The 14,282-nt window shown below is 65.0% G+C and carries 13 protein-coding genes; 8 read left to right on the top strand and 5 right to left on the bottom strand.

The window, feature by feature from the left end; genetic code table 11:
• Positions 1-20 precede the first annotated feature (20 nt).
• Positions 21-551: an MgtC/SapB family protein gene (locus tag PG879_RS10250; protein ID WP_039039793.1), complete on the top strand. Its 531-nt coding sequence runs from the start codon at positions 21-23 to the stop codon at positions 549-551.
• 55 nt (positions 552-606) lie between these two features.
• On the opposite strand, the gene PG879_RS10245 is transcribed toward PG879_RS10250, so the two are convergent.
• Together PG879_RS10245 and PG879_RS10240 are read right to left on the bottom strand one after the other, a co-directional pair.
• Entirely contained in the window at positions 607-2,223 is a 1,617-nt protein-coding gene (locus tag PG879_RS10245; RefSeq protein WP_270830124.1) for an alpha-amylase family protein, read from the bottom strand.
• Between the two features lie 117 nt (positions 2,224-2,340).
• Complete coding sequence (locus PG879_RS10240; RefSeq protein WP_041214353.1) at positions 2,341-2,619, bottom strand: DUF2442 domain-containing protein; 279 nt, start codon at positions 2,617-2,619, stop codon at positions 2,341-2,343.
• Positions 2,620-2,877: 258 nt separating this feature from the next.
• Here PG879_RS10240 and PG879_RS10235 point away from each other — a divergent pair, with 258 nt between their 5' ends.
• Positions 2,878-4,842 (top strand): LTA synthase family protein, encoded by a 1,965-nt coding sequence (locus PG879_RS10235; protein ID WP_270830122.1) that lies wholly within the window; start codon positions 2,878-2,880, stop codon positions 4,840-4,842.
• Between the two features lie 55 nt (positions 4,843-4,897).
• Here the strand turns inward: PG879_RS10235 and PG879_RS10230 are convergent, their stop codons facing one another.
• On the bottom strand, positions 4,898-5,368 hold the full coding sequence (locus PG879_RS10230) for an Lrp/AsnC family transcriptional regulator (protein ID WP_010672715.1): 471 nt from the start codon (positions 5,366-5,368) through the stop codon (positions 4,898-4,900).
• Between the two features lie 149 nt (positions 5,369-5,517).
• On the opposite strand from PG879_RS10230, the gene PG879_RS10225 reads away from it, so the two are divergent.
• Entirely contained in the window at positions 5,518-6,036 is a 519-nt protein-coding gene (locus PG879_RS10225; protein ID WP_039039797.1) for a phosphatase domain-containing protein, read from the top strand.
• Between the two features lie 6 nt (positions 6,037-6,042).
• On the opposite strand, the gene metA is transcribed toward PG879_RS10225, so the two are convergent.
• Positions 6,043-6,990 carry a homoserine O-acetyltransferase MetA gene (gene metA / locus PG879_RS10220; RefSeq protein WP_010672713.1) on the bottom strand — a complete coding sequence of 316 codons (948 nt, stop codon included), beginning with the start codon at positions 6,988-6,990 and terminating at the stop codon, positions 6,043-6,045.
• A gap of 144 nt (positions 6,991-7,134) precedes the next feature.
• Here metA and PG879_RS10215 point away from each other — a divergent pair, with 144 nt between their 5' ends.
• Complete coding sequence (locus tag PG879_RS10215) at positions 7,135-8,379, top strand: HD-GYP domain-containing protein (RefSeq protein ID WP_270830121.1); 1,245 nt, start codon at positions 7,135-7,137, stop codon at positions 8,377-8,379.
• A gap of 28 nt (positions 8,380-8,407) precedes the next feature.
• Positions 8,408-9,583, top strand: coding sequence for a CinA family nicotinamide mononucleotide deamidase-related protein (locus PG879_RS10210; RefSeq protein WP_270830120.1), 1,176 nt, complete (start codon positions 8,408-8,410; stop codon positions 9,581-9,583).
• On the opposite strand, the gene PG879_RS10205 is transcribed toward PG879_RS10210, so the two are convergent.
• The gene (locus tag PG879_RS10205; protein WP_010672710.1) at positions 9,580-10,095 is read right to left on the bottom strand and encodes a metal-dependent hydrolase; all 516 of its coding nucleotides are present in this window, start codon (positions 10,093-10,095) and stop codon (positions 9,580-9,582) included. The two genes, PG879_RS10210 and PG879_RS10205, sit on opposite strands and share 4 nt — an antisense overlap.
• A gap of 393 nt (positions 10,096-10,488) precedes the next feature.
• On the opposite strand from PG879_RS10205, the gene PG879_RS10200 reads away from it, so the two are divergent.
• From PG879_RS10200 to PG879_RS10190, 3 genes are all read left to right on the top strand, one after another.
• Complete coding sequence (locus PG879_RS10200) at positions 10,489-12,153, top strand: DUF342 domain-containing protein (protein ID WP_042880970.1); 1,665 nt, start codon at positions 10,489-10,491, stop codon at positions 12,151-12,153.
• 114 nt (positions 12,154-12,267) lie between these two features.
• Positions 12,268-13,077, top strand: a complete 810-nt coding sequence (yidA, locus tag PG879_RS10195; protein ID WP_270830119.1) for a sugar-phosphatase — start codon at positions 12,268-12,270, stop codon at positions 13,075-13,077.
• 363 nt (positions 13,078-13,440) lie between these two features.
• On the top strand, positions 13,441-14,211 hold the full coding sequence (locus PG879_RS10190; protein WP_043154048.1) for a gamma-glutamyl-gamma-aminobutyrate hydrolase family protein: 771 nt from the start codon (positions 13,441-13,443) through the stop codon (positions 14,209-14,211).
• Positions 14,212-14,282 lie beyond the last annotated feature (71 nt).

The following is a 14,282-nucleotide window of genomic DNA, read 5'->3' as shown; positions in this document are numbered from 1 at the left end:
CATCGCGAGCAGAGGTGGATATGATGACAATGCAGTGGTGGGACATCGCGCCCCTTGGCTGGGAGAACATCCTGGTCTGTCTGGTGTGTGGCACCCTGGTGGGGCTGGAGCGGCAGCTTCGCGGCAAGCCGGTGGGGATCCGCACCTCTTCCCTCATCGTGCTCGGCACCTACTGTTTTCTCGCCATCGGTGCCGCCGTCAGCCCTCAGGGCGCCGATCAGGCGCGGGTGCTGGGTCAGCTCATCACCGGGGTCGGCTTTCTCGGGGCCGGGGTCATGATGACCCGGGATGGTCAGGTGCTGGGGGTGACCTCCGCCGCCGCCATCTGGATGCTGGCCGCCCTCGGCGCCCTCATCGGCATGGACATGCTGCATCAGGCGCTGCTGCTCACCGTCGTCACCCTCTCCATCCTGGTGGGGGTGGACTATCTGGAAGCCAGCTTCAAGAGCCTGCGCCGCGGGGTGCACAATCGGCTGGAACACTGGCGCCACGGGGCCGAGCCCTCGGTCTCTTCCCGCCGGGACGATCTGGGCAGCGGCATCGAGAAGTAAGCCGCCACCATGAAAAAGGGCTCCATCATGGAGCCCTTTCTGTTGTCTGCCTCCCTCAGCGCACCAGCAGGAAGCGACCGGTGAGGGGTGGCAAGTCCACCGTCACGCTGCTGCCACCGATGGCCAGGTTCTCGCCGCTCTGCAGATCCACCAGGGCGCTGCCGCTGCGCAGCTTGCCGACCGGCACGGCGTAGCTCTGGGGCGTGGTGGAGACGTTGAGCAGGTAGACTACTTGCTCGCCCGCCGTCTGCTTGATGTCGCCATAGACGCTCCCCTCGGCCACCAGCTTGACCCGCTCCCCCTGATAGAGGGCCGGGTGCCCGGCGCGCAAGGCCAGCAGATCGCTCAGCCACTGCTTGAGCTCGGCCTGCTCGCTGCTCGGCACGAAACCGGTGACACCGGGCACCTTGCCATCGCTGCGGGCCACGTGATCATCGCAGAGCCCCTGGGCCGCACAGTCGCCCCCCACCTGACTGGCAAAGCCAGGCACCTCGTCGCCAAACTCCTCGCCATAGTAGAAGGTAATGGGACCGGAGCGGGCAGCCATGAAGCTGAAGGCCGCCTTGTGCCGCTGCCAGTAGTCCGCCCCATTGAAGTTGCCCCGCTCCAGCAGATCGCCGAAGCGCACCAGATCGTGGTTGCCCAGCATCAGGTTGGGCATGGCGTGGTCCGGGTAGTTCTCCACCTTGTTCCAGCTGGCGTCGAGCACGCTGGCCCCCTGCCCGCCCTTGCCGGACTCTTCCACCGCCAGCGCCTGTACCAGACCGTAGCGCAGGGGGAAGTCGAACGCCGAAGAGAGCGCCGGGTTGTCGCTCGGGCCATAGGCCTGGGTGCGGATCTCGTCGGCGCCCTTCCACACTTCCCCCACCATGTAGCCGAGGGTGCCCCACTGCTGGCCGGCGGCCTTGCGCGCCGCGCTGGCCCGCGCCACCTCGCTGCGAATGGCGCGCCAGTCATCCAGCCCCAACTGATAAGCCTGATCGAGGCGCCAGCCGTCGATGCCGTACTGCTCGACCCAGTAACGGGCCACCTCCTTGAAGTAGGCCAGACTCTCGGGCTGGCTGTAATCCACCAGCTGGCCCGGGTAGCCTGCGCCGCCGCTCTTGAGGGCAGGCAGCCGCCCCTCTGGTGAAGGCTTGCTCACCCCCACCTTGTTGACGTGGCCGAACACCCCGTCGAGGAAGACATAGAGCCCGCGCTGGTGCGCCCCGTCCACCAGTTGCTTGAGCTGGGCGTTGCTGCCGAAGTTGGGATCCACGTTGAAGAAGTCGCAGGCGAAGTAGCCGGTGGCATCCAGCCGGTCGTCCCCGGCCTGGCCAGCGCAGGAGTCAAACACCGGGGTCAGCCAGATGGCGTTGACGTTGAGGCTCTTGATGTGGTCGAGGCTGTCGATGATCCCCTGCAGATCGCCGTTGTGCCGGGAGGGGCCGTAACCAACGCCGTAGTTGGCGCTGCCGTCGCCGTCGACGAAGGACTCCACCATCACCTGGTAGGTGCGCAGGTTGCAGGCTGGCTGATCATTGCCGTAGCAGGCGCGGCTGGCCGACGCGGGGGGCGGATTGACCACCGGGGGCTGGGGGTCACTGCTGCCACCGCCTCCCCCGCTGCCGCAAGCCGTCAGTAACAGGGCGGCCCCGATGAGGCCGCCACGACGCAACGTTCCTTGTTTCATTGTTATGTTCCCGCTGTGGTGGATGGGCGCCCAAAGCGCCGCACTGGGGTCATGATATCGACCTGACCGACGCGGGTCTGTGACTGAAAACGTTACCTGACTCAACGAGTTAGCATGTCAGAATCGATGCATGTTGCGATCGGGGAAGGCGGCGCGCTCGTCGATGGGCAGGATCAGGTGGTAGACCTCGTGGGCCGCCAGGGTGAAGCCCGTGGGCCACGCCAGTTGATGGCGATCATCGATGAAGACACGGGCGAAGCGACGCTCGGTCTCCATGGCCGCAAACAGCGGCTGGCCGCGCCAGGGGGTGAGATCCAGCACGCCTGTGGTGCCGTCGGAGAGCACCACGAACAAAGACCAGCCCTGCATATATTCCACATCGATGAAGACCGGCATCCCTTCGGCTCCGATTGAGAAATTCGGCGCCATTATAGGCACGACCCTTGTCTCGATGTGCCAGCAGGATCACAGTTTTCCCAGCGTTTTATGCTCTCTTCGAACCCTGCATCCCGTCACAAAAAAATCATAAAACGTGCCAACTTTTCCATGTATACCCCATGCCCATGCAACCTTTGCCAGGCGCCACTGTCATACTCCTGCACCATAACAACAATGCGTCCGGGGACTGGGCGCAAACAGGTTTGCAGGAACAATATGACCACCATCAGACAATGGCTGGGACCGGTTTGGCCCATCGCCGTATTTTCATTGATCGCGCTCATCTCCCTGACCGTCAGCCGCCTTGGCCTGGGGCTCTGGCAACTGGAACGGGTGGATGCTGTCTCTGGCTGGCAGGAGATGCTGCTGCAAGGCATTCGCGTCGACGTCGCCACCCTCTGCTGGGTCTGGGGCGTACCCGCCGTCTTGACCCAGTTGCTGGCCGGGCCCCACGCGCCGGGGCGGCTCTGGATGCAGCTTATCCGGATCTGGCTCACCCTGGGGCTCTGGCTGATGCTCTTTCTCGAGATCTCCACTCCCGCCTTCGTCACCGAATACGGGGTGCGCCCCAACCGCCTCTATGTGGAGTACCTCATCTATCCGAAGGAGGTGCTCTCCATGCTGTGGGCTGGCCGCAAGGGCGAGCTGCTGCTGGCCGTGATCTTCAGCGGCGCCGTACTCGGCGGTGGCTGGTGGCTGAGCGGCCGCCTGGTGCGTGACCTAAGCTTCCCCCGCTGGTACTGGCGCCCCGCCTTCGCCCTGCTGATCCTCGCCGTCGGCTTCCTCGGCGCCCGCTCCAGTCTCGGCCATCGCGCCCTGAATCCGGCCATGGTGGCCTTTGCCGACGATCCCCTGGTCAACGCCCTCACCGTCAACTCCGCCTACTCCCTCTTCTTTGCCATCAAGCAGATGGGGGCCGAGGAGGATGCCAGCCAGTTTTACGGCAAGATGGCTGACCATCAGGTACTCGACATAGTCCGCGAGGAGAGCGGCCGCCCTCTCGGCGATTTCACCTCTGCCGATCTGCCGAGCCAGACTTTCAACACGGCCAGCTACCAGGGCAAGCCCAAAAACCTGGTGATCCTGCTGCAAGAGAGCCTGGGGGCCCAGTTCGTCGGCACCCTCGGCGGCCTGCCGCTCACCCCGAACATCGATGCCTTGTCGAAAGAGGGTTGGGCGTTCGAGCAGCTCTACGCCACCGGTACCCGTTCGGTACGCGGCATCGAGGCGGTGCTCACCGGCTTCACGCCGACCCCGGCCCAGGCCGTGGTCAAGCTCGGCAAGAGCCAGACCAACTTCTTCACCATCGCCGACCTGCTCAAGCAGCGAGGCTATGACACCAGCTTCATCTATGGTGGCGAGAGCCACTTCGACAACATGCGCAGCTTCTTCCTCGGCAACGGCTTCACCACCATCGTCGAGCAGAAGGACTTCAAGAACCCGGTGTTCGAGGGATCCTGGGGCGCCTCGGATGAAGATTTGATGGCCAAGGCCAACGAGACCTTCGCGGCGCTGCACAAGGAGGGCAAACCCTTCTTCAGCCTGGTGTTCAGCTCCAGCAACCACGATCCCTTCGAATTCCCCGACAACCGCATCGCCCTGTACGAGCAGCCCAAGCAGACCCGCAACAACGCCGCCAAGTACGCGGACTACGCCGTCGGCGAGTTCTTCAAGAAGGCCAGGGCATCGGACTACTGGCAGGACACCCTGTTCCTGGTCATCGCCGATCACGACAGCCGGGTCGGGGGAGCCAGCCTGGTGCCCATCCCCCGCTTCCATATCCCGGGGGTCATCCTGGGGGACGGCATAGCACCGAGAAAGGACCCCCGCATCGTCAGCCAGATCGACATGGCCCCGACCCTGCTCTCCCTCATGGGCATCAGTGCCGACTACCCCATGCTGGGCAAGGATCTCACCCGCATGCCCGCCGACTGGCCGGGACGCGCCATCATGCAGTACGACAAGAACTTCGCCCTGATGCGTGGCAAGGATGTGGTGATCCTGCAGCCCGAGCGGGCGCCGGAAGGCTTCATCTACGAGGATGCGACCGAGACGCTCACCCCGGCGCCGCAGCCGGGCGCCATGAAGGATGCCGCCCTGGGGCTGGTCCTGTGGGGCAGCCTGGCCTATCAGCAGGGGCTCTACCGGACGGCGCAGGACAGCCGGCTGGCTCTCAACTGAGGAACCGCCCACAAAAAAACCGCCCTCGGGCGGTTTTTTCTTGCGGCTCGCACCGTCAGGGGTGGGGGAAGCAGGGAAGCGAGCGGCTGAACCTGTGCTCGAACACCAGGGAGGTCTCGAGGTGCACCACCTCTTCCCGGGAGGTGAAGTGATCGAAGACGAAATTGCGCAGGTGTTCGGTATCGGAGACGCACAGGTGCACCAGGAAATCATCCTTGCCACCCATGTGGAACAGGCTGATCACCTCGGGCAGGGCCAGGATGGCGTCGCGAAACGCATCGATGATCTGGCGACTGTGACGGGCCAGTTGCAGGGAGACCATGGCCTGGATGTGACCGCCCAGGGCCTGGTAATCCACCTCGCAGTGCGCCCCCTTGAGCACGCCATCCTGCTGCAGCTTGCGCACCCGCTCCAGACAGGTGGACGGCGCCACCCCGACCAGGGCCGCCAAATCCTTGTTGGTCATGCCCGCATCGCGAAACAGATGGGCCAGGATGTCCAAGTCCAGTTGATCCAGGTTTCTCATCTTTACTCCTTGCATCGCTCGATTTTTTTAGACTCTGCCCGTAAACCGGGCCGAACACAACGCAGATTGACATCGCCTCCGGCCCCTCTATGCTGTGCCGCACCCGCGGGATGCCGATCCCGTTGATCCCGGCCACCACGAGGAACCCCATGCTCAGTGCCCATCCCTTCTGGAGCCTGGACATTCCACGGCTCGACGGCCAGCTCCTGCTCACCCCCTGCCCCGGCAGCCAGCAGGTCCCCATGGCCGACGCCCTTGCCCAGTTGCAGCTGGCCGGTGCCGGCGGGGTGCTTACCCTGATGACGGAAGAAGAGCTGGCCCTGTGCGGGCCCCTCTCTCTCGGGCAGCTGGTGCAGGCCAGAGGCATGAGCTGGTTCCATCTGCCCATTGCGGATGACGAGGCACCGGATGCAGCCTTCGAACAGGCCTGGCCCGGGGTGCAACCCCGACTGCTCGCCCTGCTGCGCGAGGGACGGCACCTTGCCATTCACTGCCACGGCGGAAGCGGGCGTACCGGGCTGGCGGCCGCCCTGCTGCTGATGACCCAGGGGCTGCCCCAGCAGGAGGCCATGACCCTCATCCGGGCCAGACGGCCACGGGCCTTCACCCTGGCCTGCCACCGTCACTGGCTCGATACCCGTGGGCGGCGGCTGGCCGGGGCGGACTGATGGGCTCTATCCCTTGGGCTGCTGGTAGGTAAACACCTTGCCGATGTCTTCCACCTTGTAGCTGGTCAACTGGTAGACGTAATAGTTGAGCCAGTTGGAAAACAGCAGGTGACCGTGGCTGCGCCAGGTGGCGCGCGGGGTCTGGCTCGGGTCGTTGTTCGGGTAATAGTTGACCGGAATGACGGGGGTGAGCCCGGCCGCCAGATCCCGCCTATATTCCCCATCCAGGGTCAGAGCGTCATATTCCGGATGGCCGGTGACGAACACCTGGCGACAATCCTTGGTGGCGGCCAGATAGACACCCGCCTCTTCCGACTCGGCGAAGATCTGCAGATCGGTGTGGGCGCGGATGAGATCCCCGTCGAAGGCCGCATAACGGGAGTGGGGCGCCACGAATTCGTCATCGAAGCCACGCAGCAGCGCCTCGTGCTCGTCGAGGCGGTGGTGGCGATAGACCCCGGAAAGCTTCTCGCCGTGGGTCTGTTTCTCCATGCCGTACAAGGCTTTCAGCGCCGCCTGCACCGCCCAGCAGAGGAAGAGGGTGGAGGTGACATGCTGATGGGACCACTCGATGATCTCGACGATGCGGGGCCAATAGACCACCTCCTCGAACTCCACCAGCCCGAGCGGCGCCCCCGTGATGATCATGCCGTCGTAGTTGTTGCCTCTCACCTGCTCGAAGTCGTGATAGAAGTTCTCCAGGTGCGCCTGGGGCGTGTTTTTCGACTCCCGATCGTCGATGCGCAACAGATCCACGTCCACCTGCAAGGGCGAGTTGGAGAGCATCCGCATCAGCTGGATCTCGGTTTCTATCTTCTTGGGCATCAGATTGAGGATGAGCACCCGCAGCGGGCGGATGTTCTGGGTGACGGCCCGGGATTCCGTCATCACGAAGATGTTCTCCTGCCCCAGCACTTCGGCGGCGGGCAACTGGTCCGGGATCTTGATCGGCATGCTGACTCCCTGTACTGCATCGGTAAATATGTCTGGACATCTAGAAGCCTATAATAAAGCGCTCCCGCTGTCATCAGATACCTTTTGTATTCACCCCGCCCTTTGACTAGCATACGGCTCAGTGTGTCCCTCGTGCCCAACCCCATGACAGGAATCAAGATCTCCGTAGAACGGCTGCAAGTCGGCAATTATGTCTCCCTGCCTTTGGGATGGCGTGAGCACCCGTTTCTGTTCTCCAGCTTCAAGCTCAAGAGCGAGGAGGAGATCGAGCTCATTCGTCGCCTTGGCCTCAAGCTGGTGACCATCATTCCCGACAAGAGCGACACGCCGCCCAAGCCCCTCGGCCAGACCCAGCCCCAGGCAGATGAGGTTGAGGGGGAAGGTCTCCTCGCCCGCCAGGAGGAGATGCAGCAGGAGAAACTGCGGCGCATCGAGCAGTTGCAGCGCTATCGCCGCGACCTGCAGCAGTGCGAGAAACAGTTCCGCCAATCCCTGGCCCAGGTGCGCAACCTCATGGGCAAGATCCAGTCCCGCCCCCTCAACGCCATCAGCGAGGCCCAGGAGCTGATCAACGCCATGACGGAGCAGCTCCTCTCGGTAGACGAGATGGTGCTGCACCTGGTCTCTGACAGCGATGATGGCAACAGCCTGCAGTTTCACTCCCTCAACGTCAGCGTGCTCAGCATGCTGCTCGCCCGGGAGTGCAAGTTGCCGGCCGAGGCGATCCGCCAGGTCGGCATGGGGGCCCTGTTCCATGACATCGGCAAGCTGAGGATCCCGAGCCAGATCCTGCGCAAGACGGAGCCGCTGACCAAGCCGGAGCAGAACCTGATAGCCCAGCATCCCCGCTACGGCCTGGAACTGCTGGGGCTGGTCAGCGATTTTCCGGAAGCGGCCAAGCAGATAGTGCAGAACCACCACGAGTATCTGGACGGCACCGGCCCCCAAGGGCTCAAGGGCGATCAGCTCGATCCCCTCACCCAGATCGTCTCCCTCATCAACGAGTACGACAACCTCTGCCACCTGGAGGCCAAGGTGCCCTACGCGGCCCTCGGCAGCCTCTACAAGCAGCGCAAGTCCCAGTTCAACGCCGATCACCTCGGCATGCTGATCCGGCTGATGGGGGTCTATCCCCCGGGCAGCGTGGTGCAGCTCTCCAACGGCCAGGTGGGGCTGGTGATGTCGGTCAACGCCTCCCGCCTGCTCTACCCCGCCGTGCTGGTATACGACCCCCGCATTCCGCGCCAGGAGGCGGCCATCATCGACCTCGACGCGGCCGGGCTGACCATCGCCAAGGTGATCCAGCCCAAACGCCTGCCCCCGGCGGTGTTCGAATACCTCAACCCCCGCACCCGGATCAGCTACTACTTCGAACACGGCAAGCCCTGAGAGGGCTGGCCCCACCCAAGGAGTCCCCATGCGCATCGAGATCATCAGCACAGGCGACGAGATAGTGACCGGCCTGGTGGTGGACACCAATGCCGCCTGGCTCAGTGCCCTCTTGCTGGAGCAGGGCTGGCAGGTGTGCCGCCGCGCCACCGTGGGGGACAACCTCGCGGATCTGACAGCCGTGCTGCAGGAGAGCGCCAACCGCGCCGAGGTGGTACTGGTGTGCGGGGGGCTCGGCCCCACGGCGGACGACCTCACCGCCCAGGCCGCGGCCGAGGCGTTTGACCAGCCCCTGACCCTGTTCCCGGACTGGCTCGCCACCATGGCCGAACGCTATGCCAGCCGGGGCCGCACCATGGCACGGAGCAACACCAAGCAGGCCTGGCTGCCCCGGGACTGCGAGATCCTCGACAACCCGGTGGGCACCGCCTGCGGCTTTGTGGTCCGCCACCCGGCCAGCCACGGCCAGAGCCGGCTTTTCTTCACCCCGGGCGTGCCGTTCGAGTTCAAGCAGATGGTGCGCGAACAGATCATGCCCCGCCTCAAGGCGCTGGCCGGGGAAGAGACGGACACCGAGCTGCGCCGTTTCTACACCTTCGGCGTCTCGGAGTCCGCCCTCAGCGACATGCTGGATGCGGCCCCCTGGCCTGCCGGCATCGAGCTGGGCTACCGCTCCTCCATGCCTCTCATCGAGCTCAAGCTCATCGGCCACGGTGCCAGCACCGCCGACATGGACGCCGCCGAGGCGAGGCTGCTTGCGGCCATCGCCCCCTGGCTGGTAGGGCGTGGCAACGAGGCGCCTGCCAGCCAGATCCTGGCCCTGCTGGGGGAGCGGTCGCTGCACCTGCAAGAAGGGGAGAGCCGGGGCGCCCTGCTGGCCATGTGTCACGGGCACCCGGCCCTGACCGCCGGCTTCAGCCACACCCTGAGCGACGATCTGACTCAACTGGCGGTGCCCGCCGCCCCCCTGAGCCTCACCATAGGCCGTGCCGGGCCGGACGGCGTGCCGCTGCTGCTCTGCGCCGACGGGCAACTGCACGGCCAGACGCTCAGGGTCAGCCACCCGGATCCCGCGAGCGGTCGCCGGATCCTCGCCTTCGCCGCCCTCGACATGCTGCGCCGCCACCTGCTGGGGCTGCCGGTGCTCGCCGATTACCTCACCCTGACCCGAACGGCCAGATGCCAGGAAGGCGCCCGGGGCTAGAAGTGAGCCAAGCCTGCGCCGCCATGGACCCAGTACCCGGCGAGCGCCAGGGTCAGCAGGCAGAAGGCCCTCTCGTAACCCCCGCCGCTCTTGAGGGGCAGGCCGGGCAGGCGAAAGCGCCGACGCCAGGGCCAGAGCAGGGGAATGCCCATGGGGGTGAGCCAGTCCCCCAGCAGATGGCTGAGATAGCCCACGATGAGGGCATCCTTCACCGCCCCCGACAGCAACCAGGGGGCTTCTACCTGGGCCAGCCCCCAGACCCCCATCCCCACCGCCAGCAGGCTGTGGGTGAAGCCACGATGGCCGAACAGCCGGGAGAGCGGCCCCGAGATCCAGGGCAGTTGCCGCCCGAGCAGGGAGCGGGGGTGATCGAGATCCGGCAGCAGGGCGCTCGCCAAGGCCATGGGGACGATGTGCCACAGGCTGGCATCGGCCAGGGCCGGAGTCAGTTCGACCTTGTGGGCAAGCAGGACGCAGGTGACGGAAAACAGCAGGTGGCCTTGGGCGGTCATGGGCTCATTCGGTTGGACAGAAAAAGGGGCTGATCGGTGGCGACCAGGGTCCTCGCCCTGGGGCGGCGGCAGATTAAAATCCTTCTCTTCCTGCCTGGCAAGGTGATTTGCATCGCCACCTTCAACGTGATGGACACTCTGGATAGCGAAAGCATAAAAAGTCAGCATATTGCGCTAAAAAACTGCAATGGAGCCTATGGCATGGCCGGGTCTGCCCCTCTCCCGTCAGCCGATATTTCCTCAACCCGGCTCACCCATTTGCATTCAGATCGTTGACCCGGAAGGAAAAATACCCGAATACTGCGCGTTGGATCCGCCCCGGCGGCATTGGATGCCGGCAAGGAGAGGCCCCGGCATGGGGCAAACCGGACAGGGACAACGAAGGAGGGCCCGGTGTTAAGCAAAGCGTGGTTTCAGCTGTCGGCCGACATGAGCTATGTCTGCCTGCGCATCACCCCGGGCCTCACCGAGCCCATCCAGGAAAGCGACGTCCTGGCCCTGCTGCGACTCTCCAACTGTCGGCGCTACGAACCCCTCGGCGAGGGGATCCGCGAAGCCGTCACCCTGCTCAACGCTCTCATCGCAGAGCCGGATGCCCCCGCGCATCCGCCAGTCCCCATTGCCCGGCGCCAGGATGCCAGGCTGCTCATCCAGGTGGACAAGGACCAGATGAGCGCCAGGGCGCAGATCACCGCGGACTGGGGCGGCCAGCCCCTGACCCTGGCCCGGTTGCAGGAGGCCCTGGCGGCCAGCACGGTCAAGCAGGGGGTGAGCGAGCGACTGCTTGCCGCCGCCATCCAGGCAGCGGGTGAGGCGGCCCCCGGTGCCCAGCTCAATCCCGTCATCGCCCTCGGCAAGGCCGCCAGGCACGGCCTGGATACCCGCCTGGAGCGGCTGGTGGAGACCGCAGCCGAGCGGATCCTCAAACCCCAGGAGCGGGATCACGGCAAGGTGGACATGCGCGACCTCGGCACCCTGCTCACCGTCAAGGCGGGGGCGTTGCTGATGCGCAGGCACCCCGCCACCCAGGGCATCGACGGCTTCACCGTGACGGGCCAGACCCTGACCGCCCGCCACGGCAAGGAGAGCGCCATGACGCCGGGTGACGGCACCTGCCTCTCCCCCGAGGACCCGGACCTGCTGCTGGCGACCCGCCCGGGGCTCCCCTGTCAGGAGCGTGCCGGGATGCGGGTCGACGAGGTGCTCAACGTCAAGCAGGTCGACATCCGCCACGGTCACGTCGAGTTCGAGGGATCCCTGCTGGTCACCGGGGACGTCATGCCCGGCATGCGCGTCAAGACCAGCGGTGACGTGGTGATCGGCGGCTTCGTCGAGGGCGGCTACATCGAATCCGGCGGCACCATCACGGTGCGCAACGGCATCATAGGGCGCAAGCTGGCGGACGACGAATACCTCTGCCACCTCAACGCCGGGGGGGAGATCCACGCCAGCTATGCCCAGTACGCCAGGCTGGAGGCCGATGGCGACATCCATATCCTGAGCCAGCTCAGTCACTGCTATTGCCGCAGCGGCCAGGATCTCAAGGTGGGGGACAGCGCCATGCGCAAGGGGCACCTCATCGGCGGCATCAACATCGCCAATCGGCTCATCATGGCCCCGGTGCTCGGAGCCTCGGCGGCCAACCGGACCCGGTTGCAGATCCTCGGTGGCTATTTCAGCCAGAAGGAGCAGGAGCTGGCGCTGCGCCAGCGCAAACAGACCTGCGCCGAGCAGATAGACAAGCTGCAGGATCTCATCCTGCGTCTGCTGCAACTGCCCCGTGACAAGCGCAATCCCGAGACCCTGCAGAAGATCAAGGCGCTGCGCACCCGCCAGTTCGACGAGAGCAAGAGCCTGGACGAGCAGCTCGTCGAGGCGCAGCGGGAGCTGCAGGCGCTCATGGCCAACATGGACATCATCGCCACCCAGCGCCTCTTCCCCGGCGTCGAGGTGGAGATGGCCCACCACCACAACAGGGTCGACATCGAGCACGGCCCCATCCACTTCGCCATCCGGGAAGATCAGCTGCAACTGACCCCCTACCAGGGCCAGCGCTGAGGGGCAACGTGCCCCCGCGTCGGCAAGGCGGCGTGATCCCGGCGGCGATTTTCGCTACACTCGGCCTCCCCATGGCCCCATCGGGCGGGCCGGCCAGACTCAGGTAGTGAGAAGATGTACAAGCTGATCGCATTGGATATGGATGGCACCCTGCTGACCCCAGAGGGCCGAATCTCCCCCCGCACCCAGGCCGCCATCGCGGCAGCCCGCGCCAAGGGCGTGACCGTGGTGCTGGCCTCCGGCCGCCCGCTGGAAGGCATGACCGCCGCCCTGACCGAGCTGGGCCTCACCGGACAGGATGACTACGTCATCTGCTACAACGGCGCCCTGGTGCAGCAGGTGTCCGAGCAACGCATCATCCGCAGCCAGTTGCTGACCGGCAGCGATGCCCATGCCATCGCCCACCTGGCCTGTGAGCTGGGGGTGAACATCCACGGCTTCTCCGTCCGCCAGGGGCTCATCAGCCCCAGGATCAGCCCCTACACCGAGCACGAATCCCGCCTCATCGGTCAACCCATCAACCTGGTGGACTTCGCCACCCTGCCCGACGACGAGCAGATCATGAAGGTGATGATGATTGACCCAGAGCCCCTGCTCTCCCGCGCCATCGCCCAGCTGCCCGCCGAACTCCACGAGCGCTATACCGTGGTGCGCAGCGCCCCCTACTTCCTCGAGTTCATGAACAAGCGCAGCAACAAGGGCACCGGCGTCGCCGCCCTGGCCGAGCACCTGGGGCTGGATGCCTCCCAGGTGATCGCGGTGGGGGATGCGGGCAACGATCACCACATGATCGCCTACGCCGGACTCGGGGTCGCCATGGGCAACGCCACCGACGAGATCAAGGCGCTGGCACAGCACACCACGGGGCGCAACGATGAAGACGGGGTCGCCCAGGTGATCGAACGTTTCATCCTGAACGCCTGAGTCGACAAGGGGCCCTGTGGGCCCCTTCTGCTATCCGGTCGCCCGGCCAGATGTTTAATATATCAACCATCAAATCTCTCGCCGCACCAGGCATTCCCCCTCAAGCCCCTTTAAATGGGACTCACAGCCGTATCCCGACATCAACGGTTAACATAATTGCATCATTTTGTTTGACATATTGAACGGCCTTGGCAGACTGGAGGCAGGATCCAGGCTGTCGTTGCCAAGGCTGACCGACGATTCTGGCACGCTGGCGCGACCCTGATCCCACGACCATGCCTTGAGGCATGCCCTTGCGAGCCGAGGCGGCAAGGGCCTTCCCAAGGCGCAGGATGAGACCGCCAAGGATAGCCAAGGTGACCTATGCCCAACCCCAGTTCCCATAACAAACCCGTCGTGCTGATGACCATGGGGGCCCAGGCCCGCAGTGGCCACGCCTACCAGGTCATGACCCACAAATACATCAAGCCTCTGGTGGAGATCAGCGGCTGCGTGCCGCTGCTGGTGCCCACCTGCTGTGGCACCGAGGATCTGGAGCAGTATCTGGACCTCGCCGACGGGGTCTATCTGAGCGGTGCCGGATCCAACATCGATCCTGCCCTCTATGGCCAGGAGAACCTCACCCCGGAGAAGCCCCAGGACAGGGACAGGGATCTGTTCGATATTCCCCTGGTACGCGCCGCCCTCGACCGTGGCCTGCCGATCCTCGGGATCTGCCGCGGCATGCAGGAGATCAACGTGGCCCTGGGGGGCGACATTCACCAGAAGGTCTATTGCGAGCCGGGTTATGACGATCATCGGGAGGATGCGGATGACCCGGTGGACGAGCAGTATGGCGAGAGCCATCAAGTCGAGCTGGTGCCCGGTACCTGGCTGGCCGAGCTGATGGGGCAGCCGTCGATTCCGGTCAACTCCCTCCACGGGCAGGGGATCAAGACGCTGGCCAAGGGGCTGGCCCCCCTGGCCCATGCCGAAGACGGGCTGATCGAGGCGATCCACGCTCCCGCCCTCTCCCCCTTCCTGCTGGCGGTGCAGTGGCACCCGGAGTGGAAGGCCAGCGAGAACCCCCACTCCATCAAGCTCTTCACCGCCTTTGGCGACGCCTGCCGCCGGTTCAGGCAGCAGGTCGGCTAGTCGCCGACCCCTTGCCCTTGAGCCTGGGCAGGGCCCCGTGCATCGGGGGCTGCCCAGAGGCATCCGACGTG

Origin of the sequence: Aeromonas sp. QDB63 (assembly GCF_027707425.1) — a bacterium.
In the GTDB taxonomy this organism is placed as follows: Bacteria; Pseudomonadota; Gammaproteobacteria; order Enterobacterales; family Aeromonadaceae; genus Aeromonas; species Aeromonas caviae.
The sequence above is the reverse complement of the archived record's forward strand: the minus strand, read 5'-3'. Positions and strand labels throughout refer to the sequence as shown.

Coding starts and splice junctions, on each gene's coding strand:
- PG879_RS10250 (WP_039039793.1), top strand. CDS start 21: ATGATGACAATGCAGTGGTGGGACATCGCGCCCCTTGGCTGGGAGAAC.
- PG879_RS10245 (WP_270830124.1), bottom strand. CDS start 2,223: ATGAAACAAGGAACGTTGCGTCGTGGCGGCCTCATCGGGGCCGCCCTG.
- PG879_RS10240 (WP_041214353.1), bottom strand. CDS start 2,619: ATGCCGGTCTTCATCGATGTGGAATATATGCAGGGCTGGTCTTTGTTC.
- PG879_RS10235 (WP_270830122.1), top strand. CDS start 2,878: ATGACCACCATCAGACAATGGCTGGGACCGGTTTGGCCCATCGCCGTA.
- PG879_RS10230 (WP_010672715.1), bottom strand. CDS start 5,368: ATGAGAAACCTGGATCAACTGGACTTGGACATCCTGGCCCATCTGTTT.
- PG879_RS10225 (WP_039039797.1), top strand. CDS start 5,518: ATGCTCAGTGCCCATCCCTTCTGGAGCCTGGACATTCCACGGCTCGAC.
- metA (WP_010672713.1), bottom strand. CDS start 6,990: ATGCCGATCAAGATCCCGGACCAGTTGCCCGCCGCCGAAGTGCTGGGG.
- PG879_RS10215 (WP_270830121.1), top strand. CDS start 7,135: ATGACAGGAATCAAGATCTCCGTAGAACGGCTGCAAGTCGGCAATTAT.
- PG879_RS10210 (WP_270830120.1), top strand. CDS start 8,408: ATGCGCATCGAGATCATCAGCACAGGCGACGAGATAGTGACCGGCCTG.
- PG879_RS10205 (WP_010672710.1), bottom strand. CDS start 10,095: ATGACCGCCCAAGGCCACCTGCTGTTTTCCGTCACCTGCGTCCTGCTT.
- yidA (WP_270830119.1), top strand. CDS start 12,268: ATGTACAAGCTGATCGCATTGGATATGGATGGCACCCTGCTGACCCCA.
- PG879_RS10190 (WP_043154048.1), top strand. CDS start 13,441: ATGCCCAACCCCAGTTCCCATAACAAACCCGTCGTGCTGATGACCATG.